This is a genomic window from Paenarthrobacter sp. RAF54_2 (assembly GCF_052113945.1).
Taxonomy (GTDB): Bacteria; Actinomycetota; Actinomycetes; order Actinomycetales; family Micrococcaceae; genus Arthrobacter.
In genome coordinates, this window is sequence record NZ_JBFRDV010000010.1 from 111,410 (window position 1) to 130,009 (window position 18,600).

General features: G+C 57.1%; 14 protein-coding genes. 3 read left to right on the forward strand and 11 right to left on the reverse strand.

Annotation, left to right across the window (positions count from 1 at the left end; all coding sequences use genetic code 11):
* Positions 1 to 34: 34 nt before the first annotated feature.
* The 3 genes from AB4Y87_RS12235 (at position 35) to AB4Y87_RS12245 (ending at position 4,091) form a co-directional block, all read left to right on the forward strand.
* Positions 35 to 646, forward strand: a complete 612-nt coding sequence (locus tag AB4Y87_RS12235) for an arsenate reductase/protein-tyrosine-phosphatase family protein (protein ID WP_442004607.1) — start codon at positions 35 to 37, stop codon at positions 644 to 646.
* A 91-nt stretch (positions 647 to 737) separates the two neighbouring features.
* The gene (locus tag AB4Y87_RS12240) at positions 738 to 2,732 is read left to right on the forward strand and encodes an acyltransferase family protein (protein ID WP_442004608.1); all 1,995 of its coding nucleotides are present in this window, start codon (positions 738 to 740) and stop codon (positions 2,730 to 2,732) included.
* A gap of 498 nt (positions 2,733 to 3,230) precedes the next feature.
* The gene (locus AB4Y87_RS12245) at positions 3,231 to 4,091 is read left to right on the forward strand and encodes an NAD-dependent epimerase/dehydratase family protein (RefSeq protein ID WP_442004609.1); all 861 of its coding nucleotides are present in this window, start codon (positions 3,231 to 3,233) and stop codon (positions 4,089 to 4,091) included.
* 8 nt (positions 4,092 to 4,099) lie between these two features.
* On the opposite strand, the gene AB4Y87_RS12250 is transcribed toward AB4Y87_RS12245, so the two are convergent.
* The 11 genes from AB4Y87_RS12250 to AB4Y87_RS12300 form a co-directional block, all read right to left on the reverse strand.
* Positions 4,100 to 5,053 (reverse strand): NAD-dependent epimerase/dehydratase family protein, encoded by a 954-nt coding sequence (locus tag AB4Y87_RS12250; protein ID WP_442004610.1) that lies wholly within the window; start codon positions 5,051 to 5,053, stop codon positions 4,100 to 4,102.
* A gap of 69 nt (positions 5,054 to 5,122) precedes the next feature.
* Positions 5,123 to 6,388 (reverse strand): nucleotide sugar dehydrogenase, encoded by a 1,266-nt coding sequence (locus AB4Y87_RS12255; RefSeq protein ID WP_442004611.1) that lies wholly within the window; start codon positions 6,386 to 6,388, stop codon positions 5,123 to 5,125.
* 13 nt (positions 6,389 to 6,401) lie between these two features.
* Complete coding sequence (locus tag AB4Y87_RS12260; RefSeq protein WP_442004612.1) at positions 6,402 to 7,703, reverse strand: lipopolysaccharide biosynthesis protein; 1,302 nt, start codon at positions 7,701 to 7,703, stop codon at positions 6,402 to 6,404.
* 65 nt (positions 7,704 to 7,768) lie between these two features.
* Complete coding sequence (gene wzy / locus AB4Y87_RS12265) at positions 7,769 to 9,205, reverse strand: O-antigen polysaccharide polymerase Wzy (RefSeq protein WP_442004613.1); 1,437 nt, start codon at positions 9,203 to 9,205, stop codon at positions 7,769 to 7,771.
* On the reverse strand, positions 9,202 to 10,359 hold the full coding sequence (locus AB4Y87_RS12270) for a glycosyltransferase (protein WP_442004614.1): 1,158 nt from the start codon (positions 10,357 to 10,359) through the stop codon (positions 9,202 to 9,204). The genes wzy and AB4Y87_RS12270 overlap by 4 nt, the downstream gene beginning before the upstream one ends.
* Entirely contained in the window at positions 10,356 to 11,558 is a 1,203-nt protein-coding gene (locus AB4Y87_RS12275) for a glycosyltransferase (RefSeq protein ID WP_442004615.1), read from the reverse strand. Before AB4Y87_RS12275 ends, AB4Y87_RS12270 begins: the two co-directional genes overlap by 4 nt.
* A gap of 50 nt (positions 11,559 to 11,608) precedes the next feature.
* Positions 11,609 to 12,793 (reverse strand): glycosyltransferase, encoded by a 1,185-nt coding sequence (locus AB4Y87_RS12280; protein ID WP_442004616.1) that lies wholly within the window; start codon positions 12,791 to 12,793, stop codon positions 11,609 to 11,611.
* The gene (locus AB4Y87_RS12285) at positions 12,790 to 13,734 is read right to left on the reverse strand and encodes an NAD-dependent epimerase/dehydratase family protein (RefSeq protein WP_442004617.1); all 945 of its coding nucleotides are present in this window, start codon (positions 13,732 to 13,734) and stop codon (positions 12,790 to 12,792) included. The genes AB4Y87_RS12280 and AB4Y87_RS12285 overlap by 4 nt, the downstream gene beginning before the upstream one ends.
* Positions 13,727 to 14,752, reverse strand: a complete 1,026-nt coding sequence (locus AB4Y87_RS12290) for a UDP-phosphate glycosyltransferase (protein WP_442004618.1) — start codon at positions 14,750 to 14,752, stop codon at positions 13,727 to 13,729. Before AB4Y87_RS12290 ends, AB4Y87_RS12285 begins: the two co-directional genes overlap by 8 nt.
* Positions 14,749 to 16,536 (reverse strand): polysaccharide biosynthesis protein, encoded by a 1,788-nt coding sequence (locus tag AB4Y87_RS12295; RefSeq protein WP_442004619.1) that lies wholly within the window; start codon positions 16,534 to 16,536, stop codon positions 14,749 to 14,751. The genes AB4Y87_RS12290 and AB4Y87_RS12295 overlap by 4 nt, the downstream gene beginning before the upstream one ends.
* 262 nt (positions 16,537 to 16,798) lie before the next feature.
* On the reverse strand, positions 16,799 to 18,208 hold the full coding sequence (locus AB4Y87_RS12300) for a polysaccharide biosynthesis tyrosine autokinase (protein WP_442004620.1): 1,410 nt from the start codon (positions 18,206 to 18,208) through the stop codon (positions 16,799 to 16,801).
* Positions 18,209 to 18,600: the final 392 nt, after the last annotated feature.

Sequence of the window (18,600 nt, forward strand, 5' to 3'; positions counted from 1 at the left end):
TGTAGCACTGGGCAAAAGGAGAGATGATACCGACGTGGAATCCCTACATCCATTCCGTATCCTTACCGTGTGCACAGGGAACATTTGTCGTTCGCCGGTGGCCGAGCGGTTGTTGCAGGCCGGGCTGGATCAGGTTTCAGACGCGAAGTTCGAGGTGAGAAGCGCTGGGACGCGTGCCATGGTTGGCGAGCCCATCCAGCCACTGTCTGCCGATATTATTCGAACGTTCGGCGGGAATGCTGCCAACTTCAAGGCACGGCAGCTTACCCCAGCAATGCTCCGCCATAGCGACCTCATACTCACCATGAGTTCTCGACACCGACCAGAGGTTCTGCAACTCGATTCATCGCTGCTGAAACGAACCTTCACGATCAGGGAATTCGCAAGGATGCTCAATGTTCTTCTGGACGATGCATCAGTAGCGCCCTCGGGAACGATTGCAGATTGGCATCAAGTCCCAGCCCGTGCTGCTGCAGTTCGTCACTTGGCAATACCGGAAGATGCCAGTGACAACGACGTCGTGGACCCATACCGTCGCGGATCTGACGTTTATAAACAAATGGAGGATGAACTCGCGCCTGCCATCCTCTCCATCCTGCGTTTTGCCAGGTTGAACGCGATATCTGACTCCGGGTTCGAGCTGTAAAGCCAATCCTAGCCTCGRCGGGATTGCGTTATGTTCGAGTAATGGAAGCACGCAAAATCGCTCTGGAATAAGGCAGAAGTTATAGTCAAACATGCCTTCCGCCCTTAACTCCGTACATCGTTCAACTTTTCGCAGTGACATAGCTGGTTTAAGGACGATCGCCATTGTCTCAGTAGTCCTAGTCCATGCCGGGGTGAGTTGGATACCTGGAGGATTTGTCGGCGTAGACGTTTTCTTTGTAATCTCCGGGTTCCTCATCACTGGTCAACTACTACGCGAAAATGAAGCTACAGGCAGAATCAATCTTCCGGAGTTTTGGGCCAGACGCGCCAGGCGGCTCTTCCCCGCGTTGGCCTTTGTAGCGCTGACGGTCTTGGCGGTCAGTCCGTTCATATTTTCACCCCTGGAGCTCAAAGAACTCGCAAGTCAGGCCGGCGCAGCTGTCCTTTCCGTATCCAATGTGCTCTTCGCATTCCAAGCTGCCGACTACTTCGGTCATGAAGTACAAGAGAGCCCTTTCCTCCATACGTGGTCCTTGGGAGTCGAAGAACAGTTCTATTTGGCTTTGCCCTTGCTCTTCCTGCTCATTTCGTGGGCCGCGAGACAATTGCGCTGGAGCATGCGTCTGGTTGCACTTTTGAGTTTGGCATCTTGTCTCGCTGTTTCGTTTGCTGCCTCAGCTGCTTTAACCCCAGAGCATCCGTTCTGGGCCTTCTATACAATCCCGACAAGGGCTTGGGAGTTTGCAGCAGGCGGGATTCTCGCAGTCGTTATAGGAGCCGTGAACTTGTCGAGGACAACGGCGGCAGTTGTTGCTTCCACCGGCGCGGCAGCCATTGTGGTTAGTTGCTTATTTATTGGAGCCAACCAACCCTTTCCGGGCGTAGTGGCGGCGCTTCCCGCTGCCGGTGCGCTGCTTGTGATTCTGGGCGGCTCGACGCCTAACCGGATGTCAAGTTTGTTTGGCACTAAGTTGATGGTTTGGACCGGCGAGCGGTCTTATTCCTGGTATCTCTGGCATTGGCCTGCCGTAGTTCTGGTTACTGTGAGCTTTGACGTCCACTCAGTGTGGCTTGGTCTTGCGGCGTCGGCACTAGCATTGGGCTTGGCGCACGTTACTTTCCTTTGGGTTGAGTCGCCGATCCGCGTGTCGAAGGCCCTTCGGGCCAGCAACCGCGCCACGTACACCGCCATGTCGGTGGGGCTTGTTGTCTGCGTTCTGGCCTCAGCGGGAATTTACGCAAGCGGTTCATTGGCGTCAACAACAGTAGAGAATCGGACATGGCTTGCCGTACGTGAACAGGGTGCGCCTCAGGCATGCCCGGAGCGCCGTCACGCAGATTCCGGCATCGCGTACTGTGTTTCAGGTTCGACTGATGCCGCGAAAACTGTCATGGTGATTGGCGATTCCCACGCTGCACAGTGGGTTCCTACGCTGGCGAGGGTCGGTGCTGAGAACGGTTTCCGCCTCGTAATTCGCGCCCTCGATGCCTGCCCGGCTGCCGATCTGACGGTCCTGGCACACGGCGCCGTTAACTCCGATTGCGATTCCTTCCATCGCGAGACTGAAGCGCTCATATACGAGCTTCGACCGGAAGTCGTTCTTACGGCGAATTCAAACAGCTATGTCGGACAAATCCCGGACAACGCGGGCAGTGTCAAATCTGTGGACACTCAGTCCAGATTGTGGCGGGCAGGCTTCGCGTCCATTATTGAAGCGGCGCGCGCTTCCGGAGCCGTGGCGGCAGTTATCGAGGACACTCCGAGGCCCGGAGGTGACGCAGGTGTGTGCGTGACACGTCCTGGCGGAACCGAGCAGGGTTGCTCTCCGACGCGTTCCAAGGCTTTTGAGGACATTGCCACTCTACGAGACGCGGAACGGGCCGTCCAAGAGGAATGGACAATCAATCACGTCTTAAGTTTCGACGACCACCTCTGTCCGACTGATACGTGCCTCATCGCCGATGGTGGAATCCCAGTTTTCACCGACAGCAACCACCTTTCCCAGGTCTGGGTCACCGCTCAGGAGCCGAAAGTCAGGGACTTCATCTCAGCCGCTTTGAAAGCCGCGATTAGTACTCCGTGAGCAAGGGACCTCTGTCGGTGCAAGTGTCTTCGGCTGCGGTTCGTTCCAACAGCTCGCGCAGCGACGTCATGAACGGTCCAATGAAGCTGCTGATCCGTATGCTCACCATCCGGCCGTCGACGACTGACTCCAGCAGAAATTCTTCCCCCTGCCGGGTCGTAAGGACACCTTCTGCGACCCAGACCGAATCCGTACTGCCGCCAAACAATACTGACTGGAGTCTGTTTCGACTGTCCACCAGGGCCCCCTCCGGATCGACTTGGGCTTCGTGTCTTCAACCTAAGACAGTGGCCACAGCGCAGCACGAGTAGTGGGTACTCGACTTTTGCAGTCATTGAGGTAAGGACTACTTGGATTTGATGCCGTAAAGGACATGTTCGAGTCCCCCTGACCTGTTGCGTCGGTGATAGAGTCTGACGGCGACACGAGTGGTTGGCAGCGGGCTGGCTGGCGTTTTCGGTATTTTCCGCATTACCTTCCGCTCAAATAAGGGGGAACGTGAAGATTCTTGTAACAGGCGCAAACGGGCGTCTGGGAATGGTCGTGCGCCAACAGCTTCAGCGCCGCGCAGATCTTTCCGCCATCTACCTGATCAGCCCCCGTGCCATCCCACAGACGGAAGCGGATGTCAGGGCAGACATCTCTGATCCCTCCGACTTGAAGCAGGCGATCCTGTTTGCGGAGCCTGACGTCATTGTTCATCTTGCTGGTGTCAGCGGGGCGGCATGCGACGCCAACCTGAAACTGTCAGAGGCTGTCAATGTCACGGCGATGCAGGTGCTCTGCGATGCCGCAATGACTGCGGGCACATCTCGCATCGTTTTTTCCTCTACGGCCGCCGTCTATGGTGACCGCAATACGGAACCTGTGAGCGAGGCGCATCAGGTGGATTTAAGCAGTACGTATGCTCGGATGAAACACGAGGCCGAGGAAATCCTTCGGGAGGCAACGGATTCGGCGGTACTTTCAAGTGTCGCCTTGCGGATTTTCAACATCTACGGCGACAAATTTTCAGACTCGCTCGTCCACCGTTTGTTGTCTTCAACGCCTTCAAGGCCCTCACGGTTGCAGGGCCTCGACACCTTCGTTCGCGACTACATTCACGCACCCGACGTGGCTGAGGCAATCTTGCGGTCCACCAACGTGCCGTTGCGGGGCCATCTGACTCTGAACATCGGAAGTGGCGAAGCCACGAGTAACAGGAAGCTCGTCCACCTTCTCAGCGAACTCGGAAAAATCCACTATGAGGTGGATGAACCGCGGGCCAGCTTCAGCTGTGCGGACATTGGTTTGGCTAGGAGGCAGCTAAACTTCTCTCCCGAAACTCTTGGTGACGTCCTGACGGCTTCAAGGCGTTAAGCCAGCCTTTAGGAAGAGGTCACACCGGTTCGCTCGCCCTGCTTGAACCACGTCAAGGTTCGCTCAATTCCGGTTTGCAGATCAACAGGTGTGACGTCTGGGAACAGTTCCTTCATCAAGCGGCCATCGCTTCGCGATGCCCGGACGTCTCCCGCCCGCGGATCGTGGTGGGAAATAGTCAGCTTCTGGTTCATAGCGCCTTCGAGGCCGGCAATCACCTCAAGCAAAGTTGCATTGGATCCGAAAGCCAGATTGACGGGACTTTCTGAGCTCAATTGCTGCTGGCAGGCCGCAAGAAGAACTTCGCAGACCGTGTCTACATATGTGAAGTCACGGGATTGCATTCCATCGCCGTGCACCTCCAGCGGCTCACCACGGAGCGCGGCGTCGAGGAACTTTGGGATAACTGCAGCGTAGGCATGGCCGGCACGTTGACCTGGCCCGTAGACGTTAAAGAATCGAAACGCCAGCGTCTGCATACTGTATGTGCGCCCATAGGCGATGGTGTAAGACTCGGCAGCAAGCTTGCTAGCCGCGTAAGGGCTTACCGGACGAGTCCAGTCAGTCTCGGACTTAGGCAGGACTGGATTGCTGCCGTACACGGAGCTCGACGAGGACATGAGAAAATGCTTGACGCCGTGCTGCCTGGCTGCCTCCAGGACGTTCAAGGTACCGGTTGCGTTGGCATGGTGGCTCTGCAATGGGCGGGCCACTGATCTAGGCACGCTACCCAGTGCTCCGAGGTGGACGACAGAGTCGACACCTTCCATAGCAACGTCGAGGATAGCCTCATCAAGAATGGACCCCTCGATGACATTCACAAGTCGTCCGGAAAGGTTTTCGGCATGTCCGGTGCTGAAGTTGTCAATGACTACGAGCTCAGCCTGCGGATCGTTTTCGTTGATGTATCGAACCAGGTTCGATCCGATGAAACCGGCACCACCAGTGATCAAAATCTTCATATTCCAAGTGCTCCTTTTCGTGCTGGTGCTTCGGAAAAGCCCAGCGTCTGTCATCGATCTAGCTCAGGCTCACAAATGCTCCACCGAAGCACCCTTCAGTGCATTTTTCGTGTCAAGCACCGGCACTCCGGAACTCTCCAGAATGTTTAAGTCAAAGTAGTCATGATCGGTGATCAAAAGGACCGCATCGGAATTGCTGACGGTCGCAGCATCCAATGTTCCTCGTAGCATTTCCGTGGGCCAGTGGTGGTCTTCAACAAGATCATCGACCCCTAAGACAATTGCACCAAACTCTTCAAGAAGTTCCCTGATTCGCAACGAGGGCGCCTCCCGGACATCCCCGGTGTTCTTCTTGTACGCCAGCCCAACCATCAGGATGCGTGAACCCTTCAGGGGCTTGCCCACGTTGTTCAGACTCATGAGCAGGCGGCGGACGACATAATCTGGCATGTGGTCGTTAATGTCGTTGGCAAGTTCAACGAAGCGGAACGCATGGCCAAGCTGACGGCGGACGTGCCAGGATAGATAGCTCGGATCCACGGGCAGGCAGTGTCCGCCGACGCCAGGGCCAGGTACAAACTTCATATAGCCGAAGGGCTTCGTTGAGGCAGCGTCGATGGATTCCCACAGGTCGATGCCCAGGGCATGCGCATAGATCGAAAGCTCGTTAACCAGGGCGATGTTCACGTGCCGGAAGGTGTTCTCCAGCAGCTTTGTCATTTCGGCTTCCTTGGGTGTTCCGACGGGAACAGTCCGGTCGACTAAGGTGTCGTAGAAATCCTTTACGCGGATGAGCGATTCAGGTCCGAGTCCTGAAACAACCTTTGGCGTCTCGACGAAGCCCCACACCTTATTGCCAGGATCAATTCGTTCCGGACTGTAGCCAACGTAGAAGTCCACGTCCGCCATCAGTCCCGATCCGGCTTCAAGTATCGGCACAAGCAGTTCCTCGGTGGTTCCGGGATGTGTGGTGGATTCGAGGATGACAGTGGAGCCGGGTGTAATGAATTGAGCCAGTGCCTTTGCCGAATCAGTGATGTAGCTCAAATCCGGGAGGCTCTCCTTAAGAGGCGTTGGCRCCGTGATAATGGCGAAGTCGAAACCAGCGATGTCGATGTAATTAGTGGTGGGGAGGTACCGCCCGGAGTCCAGACTGCGCCGCAGTTCCTCATTTGTGATGTCTCCGACAAACGATTCGCCTTGACTAAGTGCGTCGATCCTCCGTTCATCAATGTCCAACCCGATAACGTCATAACCAACTTCGACTGCTCTCATGGCCACGGGAAGGCCTACATAGCCCTGTCCGACTATGACTGCTTTCTTTGATTTGTCCATGAGCGGATTCCTATCAATTGTTTGCTGGAAGTTTGTCGTGATGGGAATTCTCAATGGAGGGCGCGCTCGGGTCTGAACCTCCTGGACGACCTGCTACTCGTAGCCGCTCCATCGAGGCTTTCCGGTGACGGGGCGGGTTACCTGAGCGCCGCTGCCGTCTAATGACCAACGCCCCGCATATGAGAAAAAGGCTCATGGTGGCGTAGCCAGTGACGCACGCCCATGCGGCGCCGAGGCCCCCATTGCCCGGAATGAACGCCAGCAGAAACAGACCCATGCTGACCATGCCCACAACGCCGGTCCAACTGGAGAGCTTAACATGCCCTGCGCCCGCCACCGCACGACTCAACACTAGATAGGGCGACAAGGCCACCTCGGCTAGGGCAAGTACGCGAACGATGTCAACCGCTGATGCATATTCTTCCCCAAACACCAGCGGAATGAGCCATGGCGCTGCCACGTACATCACCGCAGTGTAGGCCGCCGTTACACCAGCAGCTCCCATGACGAAGGTCAGCAGTTTCTTCCTGCCAAGTTGATTCTGTGCAGCATCACGGAAAGCGACTTGACCGACAGAATTGGATACGACCTGAATCAGGCTCGCGGGCGTTGTCGCAACGGCATACATGCCAACAGCACGAGTGTCGGCCAAAGCAGCAAGAAGATATTGATCAAGGCGATACGTTATGGACTGGCCCAAATTCATTCCCATTAGGCCGACGCCCTTGCGCAGTAGCTCTTTCGTCCCGCCTGATTTCGGTTCGGTCGCTTGGAGAACGACATCCTTGCCAATAATGCTGACGGCGATGACGCTCCGTGCAGTGAAACCGGCTGTGTAGGCAAGGACTGCAGATAGCAGTCCATGCCCAAGCAGCCAGAAGGCGATGAGGGCAGCAGCCGTAACCCCAAAGCCAATGCTATTCGCCATTGATGCACGGCTTGGGTAGCCGGTCGCGCTCAATGCGTCCGCAGTCTGATTGGCGAAGAATGCCGCCAATCCCAGAGGCAGCACCCCGAAAATAACTTCCTTGAAGCCCAAATGCACGTCAATGGCGCCAAGCACGAAGTAAGAAACGAGGACCAGGACTACCAATTGCAGGGCGCCCAACCACAGCGACGTTTTGGCATAACCGCGCATCGTGACGCGCGGATCCCGGGGAAGAAGGATGCGCACTGAAATGTTAGTACCAAGCCCACTTACCAGCGAGACGATCGTGACCGTGGTAATGAGGATCGCCAGGACCCCGCGGTCATCCGGCACGAGCATTCTGGCCGTGATAACACCGCACAATAAGGCGCCGAAGAGCCCAGCCACGCTCCATGCGGTGGTACCGAATACCTCTTTTCCTGACCCGGAACGAGTCGCTGCAACGAGACCTCTCAATGTACCCTGCGTCCTTTAAGCCAACTCAGCCCAATCGCGAGGAAAATGAGTGCCACCCCGCCGGTGCCCCAGGCGAAGATGGGGGCAAATGAGTTCCTGACGTGCATCAGAAGGAGCGAAGCGGCAATGCCAAGGAAAGCAAGAGGCAGGGGGCGCGGCTGAACGATGCAAAGGCGTGAGGCCAAGAATCCTGCCAGTGCCAAGGCTAAGAGTATGCCGGCGATACCGAAATTGTGGTGCCCTTCCGCGATGATTGAACCGCCGATGGGCCCTACACGGTGGGCAATTTCTGCGTTCATGAGACGAAAGTCCGTCTCCGCATCGTCCCTGGGCAGTCCGAGTATTCCCGCGAGGCCACGCTCCAAGGGAGCTACGTAGGTGGCCCCACCCATGTACGGTTCGTGAGCGGCTTCGTGCCAGCCGATCGTGGTGACAATTACCCGCGCGGAGTAGCCCATTTCTTCAATTGCCTTGATCGGCGAAGCGGATACCTCGTGAAGGGAGGTGTCCCCGAGCCCTTGGCTGCGGACCTGCTGTACCGCGGAGATCGCGACGAGTCCGATAAGGACGCAGACTACCATTGACGCGAACGAAGGTGTCTTCCTGCACCGGATGAAGACGGCAAGGGCCGCGATCAGCGGGAAGAGGGATTCACTGCGCAAACCCATTGGTAAAGCAAACAGCAAGAATGCGAACAAGAAGATCAGACCGGTCCTCGACAATATTCGAGTCGTGTCTTGCGCTATCAGCGCAGATCCGATGGTAATTCCGAAGTAGATAATGCCCACGGAATTTCCGGAAGTTGCTTCCAAATATTCGCTATAACTGTTCAGAAAGAACACCGGGCCGAGCTGCGTAAAGCAAACGAACAACCAACTTGCGACCGCCACTGACAGTGTTAGTCCACCCACGTCAACAATCGCGTCCCGCATGGATCGATCAGATGACTGTTCTTCCAGCTGAGAGGGCCTCATCTTCGTACCGGAGTTACTGGAAAGCCATGCGACAAAGCCTATCGCCGTCGCATAGCTCAAAAGGCCAAGATCAATGAGGTAGGCGGCTCGGATCATCACCGGGTCGCTGTACCAACCTGTCCACGTTCCATCGAGGAAGGACGCCATTCGTCCGTTGTCAAGGGCCGGGGAAACGAACAGCCCCAGATGGAAGAGGCAAAGGATCAAGAAGTACAGGAACGGAAAGGACCAAACGCCGTCGGAGAGTGATTTGGCGACTAGGTAGCCCAGAACGCACGCCAGCAGGAGCGAGATGATCGCCGCCCTTTGGATCGGGGCCTGCTCGAAGACGGGTCCAAGCACTAGCAGGCAGATCAGACCGGCGCTTCCGAGGTGAGCAAGAATGGCTCCGTGAAGTTTCGCGCGGGATTGGACCTCGTTCGGCAGAACTGCGCCCGGAGTCTTCATCTGAAGCTTCACGTGCGCCACAGCCCGCGAAAGTGGCTCACGGCCACATCGATATCCAGCTCCGAACCGCGCAACTTTCTGAGTGCCAGTTCCCGGGTTTCAGGTGTTGGCCTGTCCTCTAGTGCATCGCCGATGGCATCGGCCCAAACGGATGTGGCATATTCCAATGACAGGAGCTGTATCCCCTCGACATGCTTGGCCAGATGGACGGCGCCTGCAACATCAGACGCAATAACGGGTGTACCAGCCGCGCGTGCTTCCACCAGCACACCCGGTAATCCCTCCAATGTGGAAGTGAACAACAGGAGATCTGCAGAGGCCAGCAGATCAGGGACATCGATGCGTTCGCCTGCAAAATGGACCCGGTGTGTAACACCTAATTGCTCCGTTAGCGACAGCCACCGAGACCTGTTTATTGCCGACTGGGATGCGTCAGCTCCATCGCGACCCACAAAAACCAAAGCGCCCTTCGGGTTGGCTATGGCGTACTCGCCGAAGAACCGGATGGCACCGTCTCTGTTCTTCGTTGGGATGTCAGCACGACCTATGTGGAGAACCAAGGGATCCGCGGATGCGATCCCCAGCTCGTCGCGAATGTGGGCGGTGCCGGTGCTGGAAAACTTGTCCAGATCGAAACCTGTCATCAAGACGCGACAGCGTGGGTCATCCCTCCAATTTTCCTTCCATGCCACAGTTAGGGTTGAGGGAGAGATACCGATGATGTCGGTTGCGAACAGGTTAAGCAACCAGCGCATAACCGCGTACTTAGCCCGTGCTGGCAGCGACTGTTCAGCACGGGGCCGTCCGTCGCTGCTGAAATTTGCGATGCGGACGCGGGCGCCACCAAGAGTTGCCAACGCGAGGATGAATCCAGAAGCAAGATGAACGTGCGAGTGGACGACTTTGATGCGGTTGGCCCGGAGAAACGCGACGAACTTCAAAGCAAACCAGGGACTGGAGAGGCGTATGGGGACAATCTCGGCCCCCGCCGCTCGATAATCGGCTGCCAGGGATCCTTCCCGTCCCGTGAGAGTGACCATTGTAAGTTTCGGGCCGTTCGCAGGCAGGGCGCGGGCTACTTCAAGCATCCGCATCTCGACGCCACCGCGATCCACGGATCCAAGGATGTGGGCAACAGTAGGGCCACTCTTTTCCGGCAACGTCATGTTCTTTCCATTGCTTTAGGCGCCCCGCCCAGTTGGTTGAAAAAGTCTGAAACCCTCTGCGGGTCAAGCGTAGCGGTGATTTGGCGAGCATGTTCCAGGTTTGTTGCCGCCTGCTGTGTCATCCAATCATGGTTGTTAAGTGCTGAGTGCAGCAGGCCCGTGAGTTCTTCAATGGATCCTGAGGCAAAGAGGCAATCTGGGGGAAGCAATTCAGGGATTCCCCCGATGTTGGAACCAATGCAGGGAAGACCGCGGGCCATCGCCTCAATGAGGGCTCGTGGGACACCTTCCGTGCGGGATGGCATGGCGAAAAGGTCAGCACGGTCCAGGATGTCGCGTACGTCCTCGGGCGTTTCAACGTGTCCATGGAATGTGACATGGTTATCGATGCCCAAGTCTTTGGCTAGCTCAACGAGGACAGGATGTTTGACACCGCCGCCAACCAGTTCCAGGGTAATGTCCTGCCCCTTACTTCTGAGTTGGGCTGCTGCCCGAAGCAGGAGATCGTGCCCCTTGTACATCTGGTTGTGCGTACCCACGGCGACGACTATGTTGCCCTCCCGGTCGTGCCGAGCAATTTTCGGTTGCGCAGCAAGGGTGCCGTCGGTGATGGCTAGTCCGCTTCGGACGAGCGAGGCGGCGCCTGCACGCACAGGATATCGTCGCTGTAGTGTCCTCTCAGAGACGTAGATTGCCCCATCGACGCTGGAAACCTGTCGCGCCATAAGAAGTTTCGCCAGCCATGCCAAATTAATTCCCAGCCTTCCCGCCACACCGGACTTGAGAACGTCATAGGGGTCGCCCACCACGTGAGCGAACGTCCGGGCTCCCAGCCGGTGACCGGCACTAACGGTGATTCCCCCGATTACACCGGGGAACCGACCGCCGTACACAGCAGTGGCGTCCTTGGAAAACTGGCGTACAAGTTTGCGTATTTGCATGAATCGGGCCGCCATGCCTCGCGCTCCCTGATAGGAAGGAACGGCTAGGACCCTAACACGGTCACCCTCTACAAGGCGGCCGCTGTTCCGTGGGAGGTCTTCGACCCGGGCTACAATCATGACTTCGTCAAAGCTGTTGAGCCACAGCAGATGGTTCTCGTACCAGTCTTGGGAAGCATCTGAGTAGATACGGCCGTCCATGCCTCGGTGCAAGCGTGCTTCAGTTGCATAGAAGACTCTTCGGTGACTCGTAGTCATGGGGTGGGTCCAATCTCAGTCGCAAGTGTGATGAGTGAGGAAGTCATGGCCTACTTTTGCTTTCTGGTCATCAAGCTGCTTCTCCCGGTCTCGGTTTCGCCGGCGTAAAAGAGGTATTGGCGTTTCCACAGTCGCTCCCGGTCAAATTCGCGGAACACGACAACTTGGGCATTGCGAGCAACTGCCTTCGCCTCTTCAGGGTTTTTCAGGACCGTGCCTAGTGCTGCTGCCAGCGACGACGCGTCATCGATGGGCACGACAGCCCCGCATCCCGGATCTGGAATCACGTCGCGGACCCCCGTTGCGTCGGTCGCCACGATTGGCGTTCCGGAGGCAGCCGCTTCCAGAAGTACCGTCGGAAGGCCTTCCCTGCGGGATGGAAGGCAGAGCAGGTCTAGTGCTGCATAAACTATCGAGGTGTCCTCCACGTTGCCGGTCATGTGGACCCAAGGCTGACGGAAGGCAGCTACTGTCTCTGGAAGCAGTGATTCGATCCCGTCGTCCGGCCCGACCAGCACCAGATGGACATCACCGAGATGCTGTCTAAGTGACTGCATTGCACCCACAAGCGCGTCTATGCCCTTGTCCGCAGTTATGCGGCCGACGAACCCGACAACTTCGACCTCTGCCGGGATGCCATGGTCCGCGCGGAATGATTTGCGCAGCTCTGGGTCCTGTCCCTTAAGTTGATAGCTTTCTAAGTCGATGCTGTTTGCCGAGCCTTTACCGAAAACCCTAACGTCATCCGTGAGTCCTGCTTGGATCATTTGCTCCTTCAGAGCGTGGCCGACAGCTACGACGTCTGTAGAAAGCCAAATGATCGTTTTTTCGATAAGTAGCATCAAGCGCTTGCTGACCCCAGTCATGGTCTCGGCTCGAAGACCATAAACGTAGTAGATACGCCGAGGCTTCCGCAGCAGCCAGGAGGCGATTGCAGCCAACAGTGAGGCCTTCGGTGTGCCGTACACAACAACGTCAGGCTGGAGCTTTCGGACGAGCCTAAAAATCCGCCAAAGGGCACGAAGATCCGATAACACCGACGGGTCACGTTCAATCGGCAGCGCGTACGACGCTACCTTGTCCCGCTCGGCAAGAGAACCCAGAAGGCCGGTATCGCTTGATGCAACGGCAACGCGCATTCCCTGGCGCTGCAGGTAACCCAACTGGCCGCTCAACTGAGAGCTAACCGAGATGTCAGTAGTCTGGATGAAAAAAATGTCTGTCGTGGAGTTCATTCTTGAGCCCATTCTCCTGCTTCCAACGTATGTCCACCCATACCCAAAGAGTGGCCCGCGGACCCTTCGCTGATGGGCTGGCCAAACCACAGCACCTCTGCCCTACGGACGGCGCTATCCATCTTGGGCGAGCCGATTTTCGAGACCCAGTAACCAACCTTGAGCATCAATCGGCACAATGCTGGTGGCAGCTGGACGGGTTCTTTGTGGCCGTACTGGAGCACTACGTCGCGCACGGTTTGTCCTTCCCACGGCTGCACACTCACAGTCGGCACGGCTTGCGACGTTTCACCTATGCGGAGCACGTACTCCGCAAGTCCGCCAAGACTTGACACAGGTGAGGGCGCGGAGCCAGGTGCGGCCACGCTGGCAAGTGGTGAACGAGCGAAGTTAATCAGGCTCTGCGTGGTGCTTCGGCTTGGGTCCTGAATGGATGTGGCCCGCACGATGCGGACCCTCAAAGGCGCCGTGGGAGCCTCATCCATGAGCAATTGCAGCCCTCGTTCGCCGAGGGCTTTGGACAGTGAATAAGGAGAGAAAGGTTGCTGATCCCACGAACCATCAAGCACGGGCCGCCGCCCCTGCACAGCCGCACTACTTATGTGTACGTATGTGCGGACACCGGCTCGTCGTGCCGCCAGCCAGATAAGTGCCGGCAACAGTGCGTTTGCACCAAAAAGGTCAGGGCTCTGGTCAGCGCCGGGGGTAGCGAGGCCGGCTGCGTTCACCACGACATCGTGGTCCGCAAATGAGGAGGCCAACGCGGTGATCTCGTCTTCGTGCTTTGAAGCTTCCGCCACAATCCCGTGGGCGGACCATTTTGGATCAGCCAGCAGACGCGGGGAGACTTGTGTAGAGACGCCATGACCCGCAGACGCCAAGGCGTCGATGATGGCCCCACCGACGAATCCGCTGCCCCCAACGACGATCCAGTCAGCCATCGAAACGGCTCCTTCCCACGGAGCCGCGACGGGTGACTGCCCAGCGGCGAATTAGGGTCGGGGTCATGAGATAGCCTGCGATGAGCACTCCAGCCACGGCGAGGTACACCACCGTTGTCCAAGGCGTGGCGTTGGCAGCCAGTATTCCGAGGGCGCCTGTCGCGCAGCTGCCAGCAGATACGATGGCCGCAACGTGAAGATGGGACACGCCAAGATCTTCGAGTTGGTGGTAAATGTGACTGCGATGGGATTCATACCATCGCTTGCCGCCCGCAATTCTGGACAGCAAGGTATACGAGGCATCGGCCAGGTAGATGGCTGTTGGACCAAGGACTGCGAGGAGCGGTATCCCGGAGCAAAGGGCCGCCAATGCAGTGACGGAAACTGCAGCGCCAAGCAAGTAGCTGCCGGTATCTCCAAGAAATATCCGATTCCGCCCAAGATTCCATGGCAAGAACGCCACATATACAGCAGCAAGCACCAATCCAGCTGCAGTCAACCAGGGCTGCGATGAGAGCACCCCAATCACAGCGTAAGTTCCACCGAACACTGCACCGTTCAAGCCCGAGATTCCGTCGACCCCATCCATGAAATTGGCGACATTTATGAATCCGGTTATGAACAGTCCGCCCAGGGGTACGATCCACGGGTCGGCGCCAGAAACGGCAACCACGGCCCCGGCGGCGGAAACCCCGATCAGCAGTTGGCTGGCCGCGCGGTACTTGATGGAAATTCCTTTGAAGTCCTCCAGCCAACCCGCCACGGCCGCTGCCACTGATGCCAGAAGAATACAGATGGCTAGTTTCGCCGCATGCCCCTCCGCCAAGATGACAAAAAAACCGGCTATGAATCCGACAAGGGCTGCCAGACCAGCCCCGCGGATCGCCGGGGACGAATGCGAGGAGCGGGCGGATGGGATGTCGACGACCCCCAGTCGCCGCAGCAGGGGCAGGACCACATATGGAGCAAGAAGGCTGGCCAACAGCCCGAGACCCGCTGCCGCGAGCTCAAATCTCACGCTGGCCCCTTCGAAGCGAGTTTGTTCGTTCCCGTTTCAAAGTCATCCGCAAAAAGTTGGTACCACGCTTCGATGTCGAGGTCATCGGGCTTAAGTTGAGCGGCCATGGTGTGGGAGATCTTGGGATGGATCGGACGCACATCTGATTCGTTGTGACTGACCAAGACTTCGTGAAGCTTCTCGCCTTCGCGAAGCCCTGTATAGATAATCTCAATGTTCTTGCCGCTGGCTGCGATCATCCGCTCAGCGACATCCTGGATCCGGACAGGCTCACCCATATCCAGGATCAACACCTCTCCTGGGCTCCCGATGCCGCCCGCCTGCACGACAAGCTGGCACGCCTCGGGAATTGTCATGAAGAACCTAGTAACTTCTGGATGTGTGATGGTCAGCGGACGACCGGCGGCAATGAGCGTCTGGAACGTCGGAAGCATAGATCCCCTGCTGCCGATGACATTACCGAAGCGCACGGACAAGTAACTTCCGTCACAGTTGGCAGCAGCCCAGGCGGTAAGCTGCTCAGCCAGCCGCTTTGAATGCCCGAGCACACTCGTCGGGTCGGCGGCTTTGTCAGTAGAGATGTTTACGAAGGTCGAGACACCAGCTTCGCGAGCCGCGTTCAGGACGTTGAGTGTGCCGAGAACGTTGGTCTTCCAAGCCTCGCCCGGGTATTGCTCCAGCATCGGCAAATGCTTGAGCGCAGCCGCATGAAACACCACCTCGGGCTGCCGTTCCCGGAAAATTTCCTCCAATGCCTGTGGGTCACGGATATCGGCCAGGACAACATCCTTGGTGTCGAGGAGCCCGTGCCCCGCGATTGATATCTGCGCACTCTGAAGACCGGACTCATCGCGGTCCAGCATCATCAACTCGGCCGGTTCGAATCTGACGATCTGACGGCACAGCTCAGACCCGATGGAACCGCCAGCCCCCGTCACAAGGACACGTTTGCCCTTAAGGTAGCCGGCAATGGATGCCACCTCAGTGTCCACGGGATGCCGTCCAATAAGGTCTTCTATGGCGATGTCACGGACGTCGGCAGGCGCGGCTCTGCCTTCCATGATCTCGCTTAGGCTCGGAAGGACCTTAACTTGAATGCCGCAGGCTGCTGCTGCATCCGAAATAGACCGAAGGAGTTCCGAATCAGCCCTGGCAATCGAGACGATCAGGACTTCAACCTCAGATTCATTCACGATCTGCGAAAGTCGGCTGCTGTCGCCCAGGACGGGGACACCTGCGAGCCTAAGGTTACGCTTCGAAGGATCGTCGTCGATTAATCCGACAGGCTGGTAACCGGAATGAGCGTCGGCGTACATATTCCTGATCAACAACTGGCCCATGTGGCCCGCGCCGTAGATGAGCGTGCGTTTCGCGTCCGTTTGTGGCTTGAACAGGCGATCGGAGTTCAGTCGTCGGAGATATCGTGATGAACCCATGAGGAGGAAGGCCAGAGGCAGTGCCATTAGAGTTGCGCTGCGGGGAATTCCCAGGCTCTCGCCGAGGAAGACTACGGGGATGCCAACGAGCATGGCAACGGAAATAACGGTAACCAACAGGGCCGCAGCCTCTTCAAAACTCGCAGAAGTGTAGCGCCCCCGGTAGAGCCAAAATAGCCAGCCGACGAGAAGCTGGGCGATGACAAGGGCAACACAAACGGCCAGCAGTGGAGGCAAGCTCATTTGACTGCCATCAAACTCGTAGCGGAAGAAAACACCGACAATGAGCCCGATAATCCAGGACACGGCATCCAAGCCAAATTGAAGGCGGTGGCTGAATGGGGTCAAATGCGAACTATTTTGGGGAGCCATCTCCGTCGAAGGCGTCCCCACAAGGTCTCTTACGGTGTTGATCCGGTTGTTGTGTTTCATCGACTATCCCCAATGTTGTGCAAGTCAGACTGAGCTGAGCCCTAGAATCGCGAAGCGCTGAACGGCTGGTGAACCCGACGCTGACGACTGAAGTCTGCATCGGGATTCGATGCGCCCGGCATTCTCAAATATGGAAGCGAGAGGCACCGAAGCGTACATTCCGTTTCTCCCGGCCCGCCTACGGCCTTAGGCTGCCGTGGCGCATTTCTTGGCGATTCCTGGCTTCAGTCGAACGCCTCTTACCTTTGTCGACTTGAGGTTTGTAGTCGTAGTAATTGTGATCACCCTTGGTTGCCGGAAGACGGTTGATGACCACGCCCAACATACGCGCACGGACGGCTTCGATATTCGTGACAGCCCTGGCCAAATCGGCCTTCTTGGTTCGACCATCAACGCTCACGACCAGCAGGATGCCGCTGGCGTTCGCCGCCAGGACAGCAGGGTCCGTGACTGGGAGCAAAGGTGGGGCGTCAATAATGACAACTTCATACTCAGATTCCAAGTGAGTGAGTAACTTGTCCATGGTCGAAGACCCAAGTAACTCGCTTGGGTTCGGTGCCAAACGCCCCGACGCCAAAACGTGAAGCTGGCCGGCAGGACCCCAGGTCTGAATGGCGTCCTCGAGCGCCACGCTGCCCGTAAGGACGCCAGTAAGCCCCACGGAGCCTTCTAACCCCAAGTAGTTGGCCACACGCGGTCGCCGCAAATCGGCATCAATGAGAAGAACTCGAGTCCCGCTTTCGGCGAGCATAATCGCCAAATTGACAGCGGTAGACGTTTTTCCTTCGCCTGGGATCGACGAGGAAACTACGACACTCTGGTGCCCGCCACCGAGGTTCGTGAACGACAGGTGTGTTCGCAGCTGACGAAAGCCCTCTGCCCGCGGACTATATGGGTCTCCCTGGGTTAGTACAGGGGTCTTTTCCAAGGAAGGATCGCCGACGAATGTGCCCAGAACGCCGGCGCTGACGACTCGCTCGATGTCGTCCTGGGTCCGTAGCCGTGTATTGAGAACTTCACGTACGAACGCGAAGCCAAGGCCAAGGACCAGCCCCGCAACCAAGCCTAGAATCAGGTTCATCATGGGTCGAGGTGAAGAAGGGCTGACGGGTGGCTCTGCCCGTTCGAAGACGCTCAATTTCACCAGTGAAACATCCTCGACGGACGCAACGCCTTTAATTAATTCGTCCGCCGTGGAGTTGGCAATCCTCGCCGCGAGTTCGGGGTTTGCGTCGGAAGCCGTAATGTCGATCAGCACGGTTTGAGGGGGCGCAGAGGCTGCAACGCGACCCGCCAGTTTCCTTGATCCGCCTGGCAGACTTARGTCATCGGCAACTGCCTGAAGAACGCGGGGGCTCGTTGCGAGACTTACATAGGACGTCACCCGGTTCTGTGCGAACATGTTTCCCTGCGTCACGTCAGTTGCTGAATTGCCGCCCTTGACGGAGACGAACAATTGTGAATGTGCATCATAGGTGGGCGTCTGGGTCAACGTTTGTCCCAATGCCACGAGAACGGCCACAGCCGTGACAAGCAGTATGGAAATCCAGCGCTTGCGGATGACATGCAGGTAAGTACGCAACTCCACGGGGTTCCCCAATATTTTCGTGAGCGATATCCAACAAGGCGGCGAGCCGAGGCGATCGGTCCGCTCACCGTTATTAGATCATGCCGTATAACCGACGTTGCAACATAGGTAGACATGCCTAGTCATATGCTTACGCTTGGTAATTTTGACGCTATCATGCATCACTCATGCAGGTTTAAATGCTCTTGCCGCACGCCCGTAATTCTCAACTAAAACTGGTTGACAAAACTTGTTGAGAGTGAGTTTTCAGCGCTTCAGGGCCATTGGGGCAACCCCAGCTGCCGGAGCAACCGTGCAAGATCCAGAATTTTAGACCTGCCGGCATGGCGGGGTGTCCCGCTTGGCACTGTACTTAGATCGCTTGTGCACGTCTTCCTGGGCGATGAAGAGAT